We start from the raw sequence: 17,293 nt of genomic DNA on the forward strand, positions 1-17,293 counted from the left end.
CTTGAAATGAGATCGCGACCTCTGACAAACGAACGTAAGCTACTCCTAGGGTGTGTGGCGATGACATAACGATCTTGTCGTATTTCGAATTTGCGGCGAACGCTCGCCGTAAATGAGCCGGCGGCAACTCTCCCTTGCCGACGGTCGGGCGATGTGTAGCAGCGTCGCTCCTCCCAGACTGACTTCGCCCGGCTTCCAAAATGAGGCCGGGCCTTTTTTTCGTCGGGAAGACCTTAGCGCCTTGTCGACGCGCAAGTTTGCCTGGTTTCCCGACGAGCTGATCGAGCAAGTTGCGAGGCGATTCCGGCAAGACAACACGCGTTAAGACGACATCGGCATGCTTATTGTAAATCGTCAACAAATCGCAGCCTTCGGTTCTAGCATACAAAGCAACGCTTCCGCAGCCACCAACGACTTGAACGGTTCCGGCCTGTTTTTCCTGTAGACAGGCCATACTGTGCCTTTGCGCAGGAACACCACTACCACAACGTAACGACTTAAAGAGGATATCGTGATGCGCACACAACGAACGCATTTGTTTTTGCGTCCCAAAGCCAACTGCTGTGCAGTAGTTCTTATTGTGCAACGGCATCTCTGTCCTCGAGTCGGCGGGTTGCGCAAGATCAGCTGCCGACCGACGCGAAGCATCTTGCATGGAAGACGTATTTCGCCTGCGTAGCACCCACACCCCCGGATCGCACCGCCATCACTGCGTGTCTCAGAGCCAAGCAGGCGAGCTTGAGTCATCAATGTCGCGACCTCCATTGGCGATACCGCCAAAGAAACCACGGGACTCGAAGTCTCGTTTGAGTTGTTTGTTTGGATGCGAATGTACACAATGCCTTTCGATACAGTCCTTATCGCCAACAGAGGCGAGATCGCCGCCCGCATCATCAAGACGTTGCGAAAGCTGGGCCTTCGTTCTGCAGTTGTCTACCACGAGGTCGATGCGCGAAGCCCGGCAGTCTCCATGGCCGACACAGCGATTCTTATCAGCGGTCACACGCCGATCGCGGCCTATCTGGACATCGCACAAATCATCGCCGCCGCTCACAAGGCGGGCGCCGGCGCTGTTCATCCAGGTTATGGATTTCTTTCCGAACAGGCTCAATTCGCCACGGCCGTGATAAAGGCCGGCATTGCGTTCATCGGCCCCGCCCCCGAAACTATTGAACTGATGGGCGATAAGATTCGGGCCCGCAACTTCGTCCAGTCGAACGGCTTTCCAGTGACGCCAGCTGCAATTGAGGAGGACGATCCAGCGACGTTCGTCTCCAGGGCGCGTGCAATTGGAACCCCTTTGCTGGTAAAACCGTCAGGGGGCGCGGGCGGCAAGGGCATGCGGATTGTACGCGACGTTGATGCTCTGGAAGGCGAGATTGAGCAGGCTCGCTCTGAGGGGCAACGGTATTTTGGGGATCACCGGCTTTACGTCGAAAGTTACATTGAGAACCCGCGGCATATCGAAGTGCAGGTACTCGGCGACTCTTTTGGGAACATTGTACATCTGTTTGAGCGGGAGTGCTCGGTGCAACGCCGCTTCCAGAAGATCATCGAGGAAGCGCCCTCGCCAGCCCTGTCGCCAGAACTACGGAAACGCGTCTGCGAGACCGCGGTGGGTATCGCACGCGCCGCGAATTATCAAAACGCAGGAACCGTCGAATTCATTTTCGATGCAGGAGAATTCTACTTTCTCGAGATGAATACGCGCCTACAGGTCGAACATCCCGTGACTGAGATGATCACCGGCATCGATCTTGTCGCCGAACAGGTCTATGCCACCGCGGGCCGAGAACTTGGTTTTGCTCAGTCAGATATCGTTTCGAACGGCCACGCGATCGAACTAAGGCTGTACGCTGAAGCCCCCGAACGAGGCTATGTTCCGACGTCCGGCAAAGTACTTCTTCTCGAGTATCCGAGCGGGGTACGGATTGACAGCGGCATCACGCGGGGTCAGCCAATCACCACTGCGTTTGATCCCATGCTCGCAAAGATCATCGCGCATTCGCCGACGCGCACATTGGCCACCGCCACAGCCAATCACGCGATTCAGGGGGTCATTCTTCTCGGCTGCGAGACAAACGCTAGCTTCCTCGCCCGCATCCTTTCCGACGAGTCGTTTGTCCGCGGACAGTTTCATACAGGATATCTGGAGGAAAACCCGCACATTGCCGCTGGTAACTCTGCTACCGGCCTACCGGCATTCCTCGCATCAGCTGCTCTCCTGACCCGACAAGTCCGCGAATCGGCCGATGCCGTGCCCGCGCTTCACGCTTCGCTGGGCGATTGGAGAAATTGACGTGTATCACTCCGTCGAGGTTGATGGCGTCGACCATCAGTTATGGCTTTCACCCTGCCAATCCGGCTCCTATCATCTTCATTTGCGCGACCAAGTCATTTCCCCGGTCGCGTTCGCTCAATACGGCGAGAATTCAGGTGTCCTGACTGTTGCCGGCGAGACCGAACGGGTCCGCTTCGTCATCGAAGGCGATCTGATTCACGTCCACATCCGTGGCATAATGCGCGTTTTGCGCTACCGCGACCCGTTGCGAACGCTCGCTTGCGTGAACCAAGAGGAAAGTTCGCTCATGACCCGCGCACCGATGCCGGGAGTAGTCGTTACGATCGCGGTTTCGCCTGGTCAACCGGTATCCGCAGGCGCGGCGCTGATGATGATTGAGAGCATGAAGCTGGAGACGATTATTCGCTCGTCACAGGATGGCGTAGTCGATGGAATCCATTTCAAAGAAGGGGAGAGCTTCGAGCGGGATGCTGTGCTGATTACGCTATCGAAAGAAGGGCGCTGAAATGCTACGAATCGCTTCTGGGGCGAATGTCAATTCGCAAGACTTTCGTCAAAACGAGCTCCACAACAGGCGGCTTTCTGACGAGTTGAAGGAGCGGCAACGTGCTGTCCGCTTTCAGCGGCCCGAGCGGGAGCTCGAGCGCCTTCGACGTCAAAATAAGCTGTTTGTACGAGATCGGATCGACGCCTTGCTCGATCCAAAAACTCCGTTCCTCGAGCTTTCAACGCTGGCCGCTAACAAGGCCTATAACGGCGAAGTCCCCGGCGCGGCACAGGTCGTCGGCATCGGGATCGTCGCGGGTCGCGAGGTGATGGTTCATGCAGATGACGCAAGCGTGAAGGGCGGCGCATGGTATCCGTTGTCTGTCAAGAAGATAGTGCGGGCCTTGGACATCGCAATCGAGAATCGTCTGTCAGTGATTCATTTGTGCGACGGCGCCGGAGGATTCCTACCTTTTCAGGCAGAGTTCTTCGCCGATCGCTACTTCGCGGGTCGGATCCTCCGTAACCAATCCATTCTCTCGAAGATGGGAGTACCGCAGGTCGCGATCGCAATGGGTCATTGCACAGCGGGAGCGGCCTACGTCCCGGCGCTTAGCGAATTCAGCATTATGGTCGAGGATACGGGAGCTATATTTCTCGGTGGCCCTCCAGTCGTGAAAGCTGCTACCGGTGAAGACGTATCGGCACAGGAGCTTGGGGGCGCCCACATGCATACGAGCGTGTCGGGCACGAGCGATTATTCCGCGAGCTCCGAGATGCACGCTATTGCGATCGCACGTGATATCGTTGCCCGATTCCATCGGGCCGCGAAGACTCCGATTGATCAAGCCGCCCCGGAGCCCCCTGCCTACGACGCATCGGAACTATACGGCATTATTCCCAAGGACCCTCGAGTGCAGTTCGACATGCGGGAGATCATCGCCCGCATGGTCGATGGCAGCCGATTTCACGAATACCAGCCGCGTTTTGGCACGTCTCTGCTGTGCGGTTTCGCGCGGCTTCATGGATATCAAATAGGGATTCTTGCAAATAATGGCGTGCTGCTCAGCGAAAGTGCGCTAAAGGGCGCTCACTTCATCCAACTATGCGACAAGAACCGGACGCCCCTGCTCTTCCTGCAGAATACAACGGGCTTCATGGTCGGCCGCGAATACGAGCGCCGTGGCATAACCAAGGATGGCGCCAAGCTGATCATGGCCGTCTCGGGAGCGTCGGTCCCAAAATTCACGGTCGTTTGCAACAGCTCGCACGGAGCAGGTACCTACGCTATGGCGGGACGTGCTTTCGATCCTCGGTTCGTCTTCACCTGGCCGCAGTCTCAGATCTCTGCGATGGGCGCCGAGCAAGCGGCAGGTGTGCTGACCCATGTTAAGGCCAGACAACTGGCCCGTGATGGTGGGCGACTCGCAGAGCAGGAGCTAGCAGCCATTCGAGGTCCCCTTCTCGACGAGTATCGGGAACGATCGAGCGCCTACTATGCAACCTCTGAAATCTGGGACGACGGAATTCTTGATCCAGTCGATACCCGAAGTGCACTCGCGATCGCCCTGAGCGCTTCGCTGAATGCTCCCATCGAAGCGCCCCATTATGGCGTATTCCGAATGTAGCCGGCAGGAGTCGAACGTCCGTGTCAGTGGATTCTACTCTCTAACCGGAGTCCAAATCGACGGATCGTCCTGTCCCCGGCATGAGCCAGATTGGTGTCGCCCACATTCCGCGCAGAACTCGAATTCGCGACCTTCGTCAAATAGATCAACCCGGGTGGGGCGTTGAATTCGGTGACCACGTTGTCGATCAGGACGACGGCGTTGCGTCGACGCAGGTGGAGCTGGTCGCATAAGCCTGATTGGCCGCGCATCGAACCTCGCGTGGGGACTACGCAAAGTGCGTAACACTCGAGATGATCTGCTCGTTACACTGCTAGCATTGCGTGGTGTAAATGCGAGGTTCCTGCGTGTCGACGCCATCGACATCTGGAGTTCGCGATCGATGCAAGCGCGGTCTGCCCTGCTGACTCTGATCCACCAACGGACGCGTCAGTCACACTAGATCTAAGGTGCGCCCTACTGATGGATTGTTGGTCCATTCATCGCCAACGATAACAATCCTTAGGAGGAGACAAGCCATCATACCGATCGCGGTCAACGATTCCGCGACGGGCTGGTTGCAGAAGAAGTCATCCCGCCATGCTCGACGATGGAACCACCCACCGTCTTGCCGTCCGATCGTCTGATCTGATCTCGAGCAAAGAACACTTGCTCCTTTGCAGGTGAACGCCATGGATAGCTTGATTCTTACGCAGCGTCAGGTTGTAGGATTGCAGAGCGGACTGACGTTCAAGCTGACACCGCGCATGCCTCGACGACGCATACGCGGTCCGAGCCGGACCGGTTGCCGAGCTGCATGACCCCACCAATGCCCGTTTCGAATGACGCCTCGCTGTTGAACGCAGAAAACGAAAAAGGGTGAGAATGATGTCATGGGCTCGCAAGTATCGATAACGAGTGACTTAGGATCAGTGCAAACATCCACTAAGCAGACGCTTCCGGTAACGAGCGCCGATGATGCCGGCCGAGACGCGCGCAAGTTGCGCAACGCGCTCTAAGGTCAAGTACCTCAAAGAGGAGGAGCACCATTGTGATCGAGACGGTGCGACATAATGCCATATCAGGAGCAGCATGCAGTGTATTTGGTCAGGATCTCGAGCTATGCGCCAGCGCCAGCGGGGAGCATCAACGGCGAGTAGTCGTGTGTGGCATCGACGTCATCCTGCAACCGTCGAGTTCGGCTCGATCCACAAAACCGCGACGTTTTGTCCGATGATATATCAGCAAAGAACAGCGTGGGTATCGACAACATGGAAGATGGGATCATCTAGCGGATTGAGGTCGCGCTCGCACGCGGGACTGGCCAATTGGAACGACTAAGCACGTGGAGAGCAATGAACGCCCTCAAATCGATCATTAGCAAAGTTGCTACAGGTGCCACGCTGACCCGCGAGGAGACCGCAACAGCCTTTGAAATCATGATGTCGGGCCAGGCGACATCCTCCCAGATCGGAGGATTGTTAATGGGGATGCGGGTACGTGGCGAAACCGTGGAAGAAGTCACCGGCGCAGCCTCGGCCATGCGGAGCAAAATGCTCCGGGTCAGTGCGCCCCCCGATCCCGTCGACATCGTTGGTACGGGCGGTGACGCTTCGGGCTCAGTCAACGTGTCCACATGCGCCTCATTCATCGTCGCCGGGGCCGGCGTTCCGGTGGCCAAGCATGGCAACCGCGCCGTGTCCTCACTACCAGGCGCTGCTGACGTCTTGGCCCGGCTCGGCGTGAAGGTCGACCTCCCGCCTGTAGGCGTTGCTCGTTGTGTGCACGAAGCTGGCATCGGCTTCATGCTTGCGCCCATCCGTCATCCGGCTATGCACCACGTTGCCCGGATCCGAGCGGCACTTGGGACCCGCACGATCTTCAATCTAATCGGCCCGCTCGCAAATCCGGCCGGAGTCAAGCGGCAGATTGTCGGAGTGTTTTCGCGTCGATGGGTGCAGCCCTTGGCGCAAGTGTTAAAGAACCTTGGTGCTGAGTCGGTGTGGGTGGTGCATGGCTCAGATGGACTCGATGAGATCACCCTCACCGGGCCGACGTTTGTTGCCGCGCTAGAGAGAGATGCGATCCGTACCTTCGAAGTCACCCCGGAAGAAGCGGGCCTCGCCCGCTGCCACAACGAGGCGCTGAGGGGCGGCAACGCCGATGCCAATGCAATCGCGCTGCAAAGCGTGCTCGACGGCATGTCAAGTCCGTACCGCGATGTTGCTCTTCTCAACGCCGCCGCGGCAATGATCGTGGCCGGCCACGCAACGAGCTTGAAGCACGGCGTCGCCCTTGGGCAAGAATCCCTTAATAGCGGTGCGGCAGCCGCGCGATTGACACACCTGATCGCGATCTCCAATGCTTGAGAACACCAGCATCGAAGCCCTACGAGCGCGAAGGTTGCACGCGCAACGCGCGAGTTCCCTCTGCCACACGTCGAGGCGCTTACCGCGGTTGCCGGGTCACAGACGCAGCAGCCCCGCTTTCGGATCTACGGGAGCGGGATGAGCGAAAGGCCTCAGATCGCGAAAACCAGTGTGAAGCAGCCTGCCGAGACAATCAGAAGGCCACGGCCGAAGCTTAGGTTCTCAATTTTGTGTGCACGCAATGCGTCAAAGGATGAGCAATGACGTTCCCCACGAACGGTAGAAGCGCTCGCATTTAGGGCAAAGGTAGAACACATCGTTCGGAAATTTCGGGAGGTCATCGATACAGACAGCTCCATCCCCCGAAATCTGCGGGGTACGCTGCACACAACACTCGATAAGCATCTTCTCGCTGCAAGAAAAGCAGATTGTCGACGATTCCGGAAACCACTGGGTGCTCTCATGCCGCTACGCGCGGAGAGCTGCCGACGCTCCCAAACCTTGGAGGTGGCGTCATCTTGCGGGCCCGGGGGTGCCGATGGTTCACCCGCACCTATGCCGATGGCGACGACGAGTTCGTGAGCCACGGCTTACGCTTTTTGGCCCAATCCTGCGCGAAGGCCTTGATGCCCGGAGTGCCTCAGGAAGAAGGCTGAAGTGCGCAAGTACTATCTGGATGATATCGCCACAACAAAAACACGGAAAACCGAACGCCGGAGCTGCGCTCTTCGATCATGCCAACCCCTTGCCACCGGGCTCGGCTTCGATTTAGTCGACGTCTTCACCGGCGGCGTTTCCGACGCGATTTGCCGCGTCGCACCGCGAATATCTGCCATCGCCATTTGCCGCCGTACGGCGGCGCGCTCGCGCATTCGTGCGGCTCGTTCTTCAAGGCAGGCGCCGCAGCCGGGGTGCATCTCGTGAATTGCGTTGGCGGGACCAAACGCACGCTATGGCGTGAGGGTCGAGTGCGGAAGACGTGGTACTGTGTATTTCTCGGTCGCGGCGATTAATTAAGCTTGGCATCGCGAGCTCTTCCAGCTTGAATCGCACGTAACGTGAAATTGTACCATCTCAAGGTACACCAGTCTCGGGCTGGTCGAGATAGGATTGCGAATGTTCGAGCATGTCAGAATTGCACCGCACCGCCTTACTTCGATCATCGCGACAGTGCGGCTTGCGGGTGGTTTTGATGGGCATGACAATCTTGGGCCGGCACCATACGCCTTCTCTGATCCACATCGCTGGAGAGCTGGTCAATTCAGAGGACGTCAACGTCACCCTACCGCGCTGTGCGGCTCCCCCCAATTGAAGATTGGAAAGCGAGTTCCTCCGCGGGCCGGGACACCCGTGGAGATCAGTTGAACCAAGGCGTTTTTGGTTCTGTTCGCTCAGCCCGCTTGGATCTCGCACGGCGCCATCATCTCGGCTGCAGGACGGTCGATCCGACCTCGGATGGTTCCAATCGGCCCATATCTGTGGTGAGCCTGTAAGTCGGAAACCTGCAGAAGATAACGTCATGGTGCGCTTATCACTGCGCGCAGATGCACGCCAGCGCTGTTGGACGAACCGGAGCCCGTGACGAAGCGCCTCCGCCTTTACGCTTTAAGAGATTCGAGCCCGGGCTGATGACGTCGTCAAGACCGTATGCTTCCGACTGAGATCGCTTGACTGCTCGCGTGCCTGAAGCCATCCGATGCGTCTGATCGCGATCGAGAGCTTCCGAACGGCTCAGGAGGTCAAGGGTTTAAGCAGTTTTCCAAGTACGTAGCGAACCTGAGCGAAAAGGGGACAAAGGTGGATCTTTGCACACTGATTGAGCGAAACGCGTCGTTTACTCCCGACAAACCCGCGATCCACTTCGACGGGGGCACCCTAAGCTACGCCGCCTTCAGTCAAAGGATCGAGCAAATCGCTCGTGCTCTAAAACATCAGCTCGGCATCGAGAGAGGCGACCGCGTCGCGATCCTTGGGCTCAACCGGCCCGACTACCTGGCCCTGCTGTATGCCTGCGCGCGACTCGGCGCAATGCTCGTCCCATTAAATTGGCGGCTTACGGTCGCGGAACAGTTGTTCATCCTCTCCGACGCCCGTCCCAAAGTGCTAGTTCTAGAACAGGCCTTTGATGCACTGCTACCAGCTCTGGCGGGGCAGTTGCCTGATACCTTTGTTGCCGGGTTGAACTTTTCGCCTCTCGGCGGAAGTAAGTGGGACTGCCTGGTAGACCAGGGTCGAGGCGACGATCGCAATCAGCACACGGACCTATCTTGCCCGCTTCTGATTGTCTATACTTCGGGTACCACAGGGCGGCCGAAAGGCGCTGTGCTGCGTCAACAAGCGTTGCTGTGGAATGGAATTATGAGTCAGCACATGCATAATCTCAGCTCGACCGATCATGTCCTGACAGTCTTGCCGCTGTTTCACGTTGGCGGCCTGAATATCCAGACCACGCCGGCGTTGCATCACGGCGCGACCGTCACCATTCACACGCGATTTACGCCCGAGGCGACGCTTGCTGCGATCGAACGCGACAGACCTACGCTGGCAGCGTTGGTGCCTACCACGATGCAATCCCTAGCCGATCATCCTCAGTGGCGGACGACGGACCTCTCCTCACTGAAGGCAATTTGCACCGGTTCAACGATGGTCCCGCAGCACCTTATCGAACGCTTTGTCGCGCGTGGGGTGCCAGTGCTGCAGGTTTACGGTTCGACCGAGACCTGCCCTATTGCTGTGTATACGAGGCTCGGCGGCGATCTTGCGCGTAAGGGGTCGAGCGGCTTGCCCGGCCTATGTTGCGAAGCGGCTATCCTCGATGATACCGGCAACGAGTTGCAGGCAGGCAGCCCGGGCGAGATCGCCGTACGGGGCCCGAATGTCTTCAGCGGGTATTGGGGCCCTCAACAAGCAACGCGCGAGCCTTTGCGCAACGGTTGGTATCTCACCGGTGACATCGGCCGCCGCGACGCGGATGGATACTTTTGGGTTCATGATCGCAAAAGGAACCTGATCATATCGGGTGGAGAAAATATCTACCCGGCGGAAGTAGAGCGCGCGCTTATGGAGCATCCCGATGTCGCAGACTGCGCCGTTGTCAGTCGACCCGATCCGCGCTGGGATGAGGTGCCGATCGCTTATGTGATCAGGCGGCCGGGGGTTCGGCTTGACGCGGAAGCACTAACGGCGCATGCAGCCTCGCAGCTCGCCCGCTTTAAGGTGCCGCGCGAAATTATTTTCACGGCAGAATTGCCACGAACTGCGCTGGGCAAGATCCAGCATTTCGCGCTGAAGGGGCTTACACGATCAAGCCAGCACAACGACGGCGACTGAAGATTTCGATCGGGTGTGGCATTTCCTTTACCCCGCAGGCGTGGCCGCTGAGGGCCGCGAAACCCCACGGGTCACTGCGTCTATGCGAACACGGCAGCTGCGAGTTGATCATGTCGGCGCCCTTCCATGGAATAACGTTGCCCCGAGGTCGCTGATGCCGCGGATCCTCATTATGAATGCCGGTACCGCGCAAATGTCGGGCTCTGATCTGGCGACATCCAAGTTTCGCTTGCCTCCAATTCGGCCGAGACGTCGTCCATGTCTTCACAGGTGCCACACTCTTCCAGGAAGTTAATGGAGGTGCTGAGCCGGAGCGACGTCGCCAGTTGGGTAGCCATCCTCACTCAGCCGATATTCCGATCGTCTATCCCATCTCGGTTTTTGGCTCCTCGCCGCCGACGCCGCGTCAGTTAGAGCTTTGCCCTTGTTGCTGCCGGCGTATTCTGGGACGTGATCGAACTACCCATGCCGTCTTTGGGAGCGCGATTTGTATCAATCTTCCTATCAACCGATGAGTAGTGCGCCATTCGAGCCCGTCCGGGTTCATAAGGAGAGATCGCTCTTGCGAGCCTGCGTGGACGCTCGCCCTCGACGAGTGCTTGCAGCAATCCCCGTATCAGCGCCATGTTGAATAAAGCTTCTGATATGCCCGGAAAAATGAGCGACCTGTCCCGCGCAAAGCGTCTTGAACCGGACCTGACTTGTTCGGAAGCCCGAAACCGCACAACAAGCGCCGGCCTCATAGTGTTAGCCTCGGACACTGCTGTTGAGGAGCATGCGCCGAGCCAGATGGAATTGCTGGAACGCGACCTCATTTTAATCGGACCGCATCGACCCGGGCCGAGAGTGCGAGATGGTCGTTACCGCTCTCACAGCGCGGAAAGCGATTATGCTCCATCCAAGATGAGGGCGTTGAGGGTCACGGCGGGGTCACCAGCATGCCAACGATCCCATTGGTAAAAAGAAACCGGCTTTGACTCGGTCCAGAACAACTACAGTTTCAAGGCGCTTTATATCTGGATTTTCATTTATCAAGCGTCGGGTGAAATGCTCGTACTCTTCCATATTATTTGCAGTCAACAACAGGATGAAATCAGCTTGGCCCGTGACGTAAAACCCGCTCATCACCTCCGTCATAGTGCGGATCCCCCGCTTAAAACGATCAATGATGTCGGCGCGATCGCGCTCAAAGAAAATGAGGACCAGCATAGTCACGTTTCGGCCGATCGCCCTTGGCGAAATGATTGAGACGTCTGATTCTATCACGCCCTCTTTTCGCAGGCGCTTTAGTCGGCGCTGAACTCCTGATGCAGATAGGCCAACTTTCGCGCCGAGTTCTTCACTGCTTAGGCGATTGTTGCGTTGAACGAGATCAAGAATACGAGCATCGATTTTGTCGATTTCCACGGCTCCATTGCGGACTCTCGAGCGCGACCGCCTCCTCCAAGCATGCGAAGTAGTCCCATTGAGTGTCCCGGCCATCTCTAAACCTCCTCCCTAGCACCTTACGAATGTACGTCTTCAGCCGACAATGCGCGCACTGATGAGTTGAAGGCTCAAACCTTATTGGGGACAGCCAACCACCGGTTCCGGTCTTGTGCGCGCCCGGTCGGCTTGCGTCGCCTCCCCTGATTCCAATAAGCCGCTAAAGCTCTTTTCCTCACGGCGCCGTTTGTGGAGGTTAATTTGTCGGTAGCGCACCTCTCTTGACGCCTGGCAGCTGATTGAACGTAGTTCTTCGGCAGCGGACATGTGGGCGCGTTAGCGTCACCAATGGAGAGCGCCATTGGATTGACGTCGCGGGCGAGCTAGTGAGGGTGAATTTCCTTCAGCTATGTCACGCCGCGCCCGTGGCGGCGCGCAGGCCACACTGGCAGTTCTCGAAATCAATTCACGACAGGCAGGGCGGCTTCCCGCCTGCGTCCCCTAGTGTGATGATCGATCACTGGACGCAATAGATCAGGAAGCAGCGCGCCCGGTATCGTCCCGCTCGCACGAGCATCGAGATCTGGCATCATTGTAATGGCTTCCTCTCCGTCGAAGGGGCGAGGATTGTCCCTCCTCCGGCGTCAGTCAACGTCCGCGGCTTCGCCGCGGCAAACGGCACCTCGATATTGAAATAACTAAAGCGCGGCATCTCCCGGGCAAGGCGCACCAGAAACGACATTGTTAACGTCACGCCACTGAGCAGCGCATTCAGGATCAGGATCGAAATCTTGGCCGCATCTGCGATACGGCCGAAACGATCGAGCATCGAGGGCGCGTCCGCGTTGAGGCTCACGCCGTGGTAGGCCGGCATCAGCATCAGAAGGCTTGCGCCACGCGCGGCCGCATAGCGGGCGCGCTCGATTGCAATTGCGTCCTGAAATGTTTGCATGTGATCATGACCGCCTTGCGACTACCCACATGAGCCAGGCACAAATCAACCAACATATCGCATTCCTGCTCCGATAACAGGAACTGCTCGGAACGATGAGCCAGAATGCAGATCCATCGACGCGCTCGTCGATCATGCATCGCGGCGCTGCCCCTCAATGGCAGGAACTCCGGTTTCCGTGAAAGCCGATGCGACTGGGAAGAGGCGGCTACAGGCGTATTTCCTTGCATTTGGCATGAGCAGGCTTCCAACAAGCAGATGTTCTTGACGGGCAGATGTCTTTGGGCTCGCTCAGGTCATCAAGAACATTGGATGCCTCGAACTGACAATAGGATCCGAGAATGGTCCTCCCAGTGTTCGCCGTCTGATGAAGGGCATGAGCAATCCCACGAGATCATTCCGGCTCTGCGGCAGCCTTTGCCGATGAGATCGGAGCGATCGAACTTTATCCTAGTGGTCATCCGTGGATACCCGGCGTTTTTCGCTCAGCATGGAGATGACTGGAACTGTCCTGCTTCGACCTTATGAGGCGCGACCCTGACCCGACCGTGATTATTCCACATGAGGTCGCATTGGTCGCTGGCCTCGAAATCAGCATCTGGGTAATTTTGGGAAAATATCCCCTGTAAGACACAACCCCGTCTAATTCAGCTGCCAACTCAGACTTGTCGTTTCTCGCGTATCGCGACGTGAACGGAATGATTCACCTAACATATGCTGGGCGGTGTCTTCCGCTTATAGAGCTTTCGAGAAGCAGACGGCGCTAAAGGCTCCGCAGGAAGGAAAACGCTAGCGAGCTTTTGTCTCAATCCCATAGGCTCCTCCCGCGGCCAAAGCATGCTTGTGAGTGAAGCTTTTTCTTGTGCAACTGAGAGAAGGACACGACGCCCTGTTATAGAGATCTTCAAATTGCCGGTCGTCTCAAGGATTCGAGTGCGCTGGCGCCCCCCAGTGTCAGTCCCGTATACATCCTTGTCCACTGGACTCCAGCTGGACACTTTCAGAATGATGCTGAGGCATCGGCGATGGTCAGGCGCATCAGGGACAAGACGGTTAAAACCGCAGTGCGTGGCTGGACAAGCCGGTGCGCGAAACGCCCCTCTTGGTTTCAATCGGACGAGGCCTGTCGATCGGTTATCGGAGGAACGAGACCGCCGGCACGTGGGTGTTTCGCAAAGCCGATGCATCGCGAATGTTCGCCCCCCGACACTCGGACCCAACTGTCGACTACAGCGTGGAGTGCAACCGATCTAAGCGCGTGTCCATTACGGGACCCCGATGCAAAACCCACTGTCGACCTCCAAGGTCGCACCGTTCCGTTGTATCTGAATCATGACCGATCCGGGGAGAACAACACGCAGTAACCGATGCTAAGCCGAACACCGTCGTGCCAGCAACGATTGGCACTATCGAAATAGTCATTGCCGAAAGAATCACAAGAATTGTAACCGGCAGGCCCTCGCCGATGTCTTCGATCTGCGACAGACTGCACGCCCTGGCGCCACCCGCTCGATCGCATCGGCGGGACAGCCTGCGAACACCCCAATATCGTGGCTAGCCACGATATCGATGATCTCTTCGCTCATGCCGGCGTCACAGTTTCTGCTTGAAGGTATCAACTGCGGCCCGGGTCACCCGAAAAACGCCACGACCACGGGACAGTGGGCGATAGGCAGAGCCGGCTCGGGTCTTGAGAACATCAAACCATTGGTCGGGCGTGAGCCTCGCCGGGCGCTCGCTGATCTGGATCACCCTGCCATTCGGGGCGAAGCGGACGTGAATGATGATCTGCGGATTCATATCGTTCCCGCTTTTTGCCAGGTTTAGAGACCGGTGGGTTGCTCGATTGTGGCGTGTTCAGTTTCGGCCCCCTTGGGGTGGACCTCGCGCAGCGACTTAAACTTCGCACCTGCATTGGTGCCGGGGGCCCGTTCGGGTTGGCGGCGATAATCGCCCGTGTGTTAGGCCTCATGCGTTCTTCGGCATTCGTCTTGAGGCACGTTTCGGACCAACATTCGGTGTCGGCAAACTCCCCCGTGCGTCCGCCAGATTGACGGCATGCAGGGTCTGAGAAACGAATAGGAAGAGGCGATTACCTCTTCCCGCTCGATACCGAGCGCCTTCAGGCCAGGCAGGAGCCCAATCGTGCGTTTGGAACCGCAACGCTATGCTTGCGGCCAACATAGATCGCGAAAGCTCGTTCGAGCATCTCAGTCGTCGACCGACTGGAAATTCGCTGCGAACACAATAGCGCCTCGACGGCCGAGAGTCGGCAGCAATGATATCAGGACGCGAGAGTGGAATTGCATTCACCGACTCCGCGTCATCGAGGCGATTCTGTGTGGGTCCAGTGCCGATCACCACTCAACATGCCTTCTAGCCAGCACCAATCCAGTCGCTCGCGCCTGGTCGGCCGTAATCTGCATGCAGTGGTCAGATCCATCGATTAGATGCAGGTCAAACTGCGGAAGACGCCGGAATGGCTGCTGCGTCACATCCGACGCATCACATCGAACCAGGGTGAGCTGCGGAAAGCGGCGCCTTAGGTCAGCAACGGCGCTAGTGTCTGTGTTAGCTGTCTCAAGCAGGCGTTCGATTTCGATCAATTGTTCTGTGGCGAGCGCCATTGTGACTCCTTATGATTGTTGCCAATGAGCATCACTGCCAGAACAGCCGCTCGGGATCCGTGTTCAATTCGTCGATCGCCGACGCAAGCCGGTGGAAAATGCTGTAGAATTTCCAGCTTCCTCGCGCATGATTCTTGAAGAACAGTTTCCAGATCCCGCTCACGGCATCGTAATGAAACAGCGCGACATCGATCTGGCCGCCATCGTTCTCAATATTGCGCGAGCAGCAGGGACTCTCAATGAGATAGCCAGCCTTTACCGGCGTCACACTCGGCGAGTGCTTGCGGGAGATCAAAGCACGTTCGATCCGCTTGCGATCTAGCTCGTTCGGATGCGGGATCAGCCCGACCGGTACCTCTCTCGACACTCTCATTGCGAGAACATCCCCTCAAAGGACTGTGATCTCTTCTTCAAGACAACCAACGACCAGCCGCTCACCAAAATCTACAAGATAAATCGGCACGCTTGCTTCGGTATGCATCGCGACCCGGACGATCTCGCCGATGGCACCGGCGCCGACCAGGATCCCATCAGGCGGCGCGGTGGCAACTGACTCGTCTTGATGAGATTGGCTGCCGTTTTCACGCGCTGGCCCGATCGATATTTTGGAACGCGCGGCTCTGTCATGACACAGCCACTTCCGGCAATGGCAGATCATCTACGCCCTCGTCGACCGATCCGACCTCTTTGCGCCTCACGTCGACGCGGTAGCCACTTTCAAGAAGTTCGACACCGCAGATATAGAATTTCTGCAGGAACGTACCGATGGAAACGACGTAACCCAGGTCGCCCTTCTTGGCCAGAATGTCGCCGATCTCCTTGCCGCAAAGGGTGCCGTCATTGCGGATGGTACTGCTGGCCCTCACCTTTTCGCCAAAGCTGAACGCGGGCCGCCCGCTTAGCTGGACCACATCACTGTCGGAAACGATCATGTTCATGCACCGCCCCCTCGCGAACCTACAGGGCGCACGGAGACGCGAGCAGAGGTGCTCTTCTGCAGCATATTGTCCTTGTCTGCGATGAGACACGCCGACTCGTCATCCGCGATGCGACTCGCCACTTCGTAGCGGGCATGCCGTTCAGCTTCGCGGTTCAGAGCGGTTACCAAATGAGGTGAAGGTCGCTGCGCGTACTCGAGGTGCACGGAGGTATCCGGGTCGTTCACCGTGGCAAGCGGCCCCATACGTCGTGCCACCATGCGGCGAAACTCAATAGCCTCATGATTCATCAGCCAACCAAGCCGGCGCGGCGCGATGCGCTGCGTCCCGACCCAACAGACGCGATAAAATGCAGAGCTTTGCCACCTCCGACGTCTTAGCCCAGCGAGTCTGTAGAAGTGTAAGCGGTAAAGCTCGATCGGAACAGAGGCCAACGTCTCTGCTTCGAGCAGATGTTTTCGGCCACTCCCTCCAGATGATAGAAGAGCCCGGCCTGCCGTTGCTGATCCTCCGCTTCGGGTAGCAGACCTTCGTCGAGCCGCGTGTGTGCGACCAATGCTCCCTTGCTGCCTGATAGTGGAATGACTGGGTCCAGGTTCATGCGCAGCTTTGCTCCTCTGACAGGTGGCCCCTTCGACAGTGCAACGCGATGCACCTGGCTCGGCGAAGAACAGGCTCGTCTGCACAGCGGCGTGGGTCAAATCGATGACAGCGCTGCTTAGTGGGCACTCGACATCGAGGCGCAACTTTGGACCGTTGCGCTCCGTTACTTTCTTACGTGGCCCGTGGCGCCGCCTACGCACCGATGTTGGCGATCGATCCCGAGTAATCCATGGCCATAACAGGAAATTGCAAGTCGACGCCTGCGGCGCCGTCAATGCACACGGCGATACTCGCGACTTTGGAGTGACGGAGCTCGGCATGAAGTTCACGAGCACCCCCCTTTGAGGCAGGCGCGTGGTAAACGCGACACTGATGTATCCATGACGTTGGTGTTTTCAACTGGACAGACAGCGACACACTGCGGCTCGTCAAAGTAGACGATGCGTTCGGTGCATTTCTGGGATTCAATTGCGAAGCTTCCAGCCTTCTCCGACGTTGCAACATTCGGGTATAAGGGTTCACAATCCGAGGAACGCGTCCACTGCGAGGCGACGATCTTGAATGGCATAGATACGACCTCTTACGCGACCGAGATCAGCGGTTCTTGCGGGATCGCGGCGTCGCCGCGCTTGGCCTTTGAGCCCGAATGCTGCG

At 57.6% G+C, this 17,293-nt stretch carries 12 protein-coding genes and 1 pseudogene; 5 read left to right on the plus strand and 8 right to left on the minus strand.

The features are described 5' to 3' along the window. Positions 1–838 precede the first annotated feature (838 nt). The 5 genes from IVB48_RS32695 to IVB48_RS32715 all read left to right on the plus strand — a co-directional run bounded on the left by IVB48_RS32695 (position 839) and on the right by IVB48_RS32715 (position 10,094). The gene (locus tag IVB48_RS32695) at positions 839–2,299 is read left to right on the plus strand and encodes a biotin carboxylase N-terminal domain-containing protein (RefSeq protein WP_247406621.1); all 1,461 of its coding nucleotides are present in this window, start codon (positions 839–841) and stop codon (positions 2,297–2,299) included. 1 nt (position 2,300) lies between these two features. Continuing rightward, a complete protein-coding gene (locus IVB48_RS41455) occupies positions 2,301–2,807 on the plus strand; it encodes a biotin/lipoyl-containing protein (protein ID WP_247350361.1) in 507 nt (168 codons plus the stop codon). A gap of 1 nt (position 2,808) precedes the next feature. Beyond that, the gene (locus IVB48_RS32705) at positions 2,809–4,416 is read left to right on the plus strand and encodes a carboxyl transferase domain-containing protein (protein WP_247350359.1); all 1,608 of its coding nucleotides are present in this window, start codon (positions 2,809–2,811) and stop codon (positions 4,414–4,416) included. A gap of 1,334 nt (positions 4,417–5,750) precedes the next feature. Next, positions 5,751–6,764, plus strand: coding sequence for an anthranilate phosphoribosyltransferase (gene trpD / locus IVB48_RS32710; protein WP_247406624.1), 1,014 nt, complete (start codon positions 5,751–5,753; stop codon positions 6,762–6,764). Between the two features lie 1,797 nt (positions 6,765–8,561). Continuing rightward, positions 8,562–10,094: a long-chain fatty acid--CoA ligase gene (locus tag IVB48_RS32715; RefSeq protein ID WP_247406626.1), complete on the plus strand. Its 1,533-nt coding sequence runs from the start codon at positions 8,562–8,564 to the stop codon at positions 10,092–10,094. Positions 10,095–11,024: 930 nt separating this feature from the next. Here the strand turns inward: IVB48_RS32715 and IVB48_RS32720 are convergent. From IVB48_RS32720 to IVB48_RS32755, 8 genes and pseudogenes are all read right to left on the minus strand, one after another. Further along, positions 11,025–11,501, minus strand: a complete 477-nt coding sequence (locus IVB48_RS32720) for an Lrp/AsnC family transcriptional regulator (RefSeq protein ID WP_247406628.1) — start codon at positions 11,499–11,501, stop codon at positions 11,025–11,027. 607 nt (positions 11,502–12,108) lie between these two features. Then, the gene (locus tag IVB48_RS32725; protein WP_247406631.1) at positions 12,109–12,471 is read right to left on the minus strand and encodes a hypothetical protein; all 363 of its coding nucleotides are present in this window, start codon (positions 12,469–12,471) and stop codon (positions 12,109–12,111) included. A 1,593-nt stretch (positions 12,472–14,064) separates the two neighbouring features. Continuing rightward, positions 14,065–14,271, minus strand: a complete 207-nt coding sequence (locus tag IVB48_RS32730) for a hypothetical protein (protein ID WP_018459463.1) — start codon at positions 14,269–14,271, stop codon at positions 14,065–14,067. 557 nt (positions 14,272–14,828) lie between these two features. Then, positions 14,829–15,098 carry a DUF6129 family protein gene (locus tag IVB48_RS32735; protein ID WP_247406633.1) on the minus strand — a complete coding sequence of 90 codons (270 nt, stop codon included), beginning with the start codon at positions 15,096–15,098 and terminating at the stop codon, positions 14,829–14,831. A 31-nt stretch (positions 15,099–15,129) separates the two neighbouring features. Then, on the minus strand, positions 15,130–15,471 hold the full coding sequence (locus tag IVB48_RS32740; protein WP_247406635.1) for a DUF3024 domain-containing protein: 342 nt from the start codon (positions 15,469–15,471) through the stop codon (positions 15,130–15,132). Between the two features lie 15 nt (positions 15,472–15,486). After that, positions 15,487–15,725: pseudogene (locus tag IVB48_RS32745) on the minus strand (nitrogen fixation protein NifZ). Continuing rightward, positions 15,722–16,036 carry a nitrogen fixation protein NifZ gene (locus tag IVB48_RS32750; RefSeq protein ID WP_247406637.1) on the minus strand — a complete coding sequence of 105 codons (315 nt, stop codon included), beginning with the start codon at positions 16,034–16,036 and terminating at the stop codon, positions 15,722–15,724. The pseudogene IVB48_RS32745 and the gene IVB48_RS32750 overlap by 4 nt, the downstream one beginning before the upstream one ends. A 928-nt stretch (positions 16,037–16,964) precedes the next feature. Then, on the minus strand, positions 16,965–17,207 hold the full coding sequence (locus IVB48_RS32755; RefSeq protein ID WP_247282157.1) for a ferredoxin: 243 nt from the start codon (positions 17,205–17,207) through the stop codon (positions 16,965–16,967). Positions 17,208–17,293 lie beyond the last annotated feature (86 nt).

Origin of the sequence: Bradyrhizobium sp. 76, assembly GCF_023073025.1 — a bacterium.
Classification (GTDB): Bacteria; Pseudomonadota; Alphaproteobacteria; order Rhizobiales; family Xanthobacteraceae; genus Bradyrhizobium.

Bases quoted from the DNA above. Each gene is read 5' to 3' on its own strand.
- IVB48_RS32695 (WP_247406621.1), top strand. From the start codon at position 839: ATGCCTTTCGATACAGTCCTTATCGCCAACAGAGGCGAGATCGCCGCC.
- IVB48_RS32705 (WP_247350359.1), top strand. From the start codon at position 2,809: ATGCTACGAATCGCTTCTGGGGCGAATGTCAATTCGCAAGACTTTCGT.
- IVB48_RS32755 (WP_247282157.1), bottom strand. From the start codon at position 17,207: ATGCCATTCAAGATCGTCGCCTCGCAGTGGACGCGTTCCTCGGATTGT.
- trpD (WP_247406624.1), top strand. From the start codon at position 5,751: ATGAACGCCCTCAAATCGATCATTAGCAAAGTTGCTACAGGTGCCACG.
- IVB48_RS32735 (WP_247406633.1), bottom strand. From the start codon at position 15,098: ATGGCGCTCGCCACAGAACAATTGATCGAAATCGAACGCCTGCTTGAG.
- IVB48_RS32740 (WP_247406635.1), bottom strand. From the start codon at position 15,471: ATGAGAGTGTCGAGAGAGGTACCGGTCGGGCTGATCCCGCATCCGAAC.
- IVB48_RS32725 (WP_247406631.1), bottom strand. From the start codon at position 12,471: ATGCAAACATTTCAGGACGCAATTGCAATCGAGCGCGCCCGCTATGCG.
- IVB48_RS32730 (WP_018459463.1), bottom strand. From the start codon at position 14,271: ATGAATCCGCAGATCATCATTCACGTCCGCTTCGCCCCGAATGGCAGG.
- IVB48_RS32750 (WP_247406637.1), bottom strand. From the start codon at position 16,036: ATGAACATGATCGTTTCCGACAGTGATGTGGTCCAGCTAAGCGGGCGG.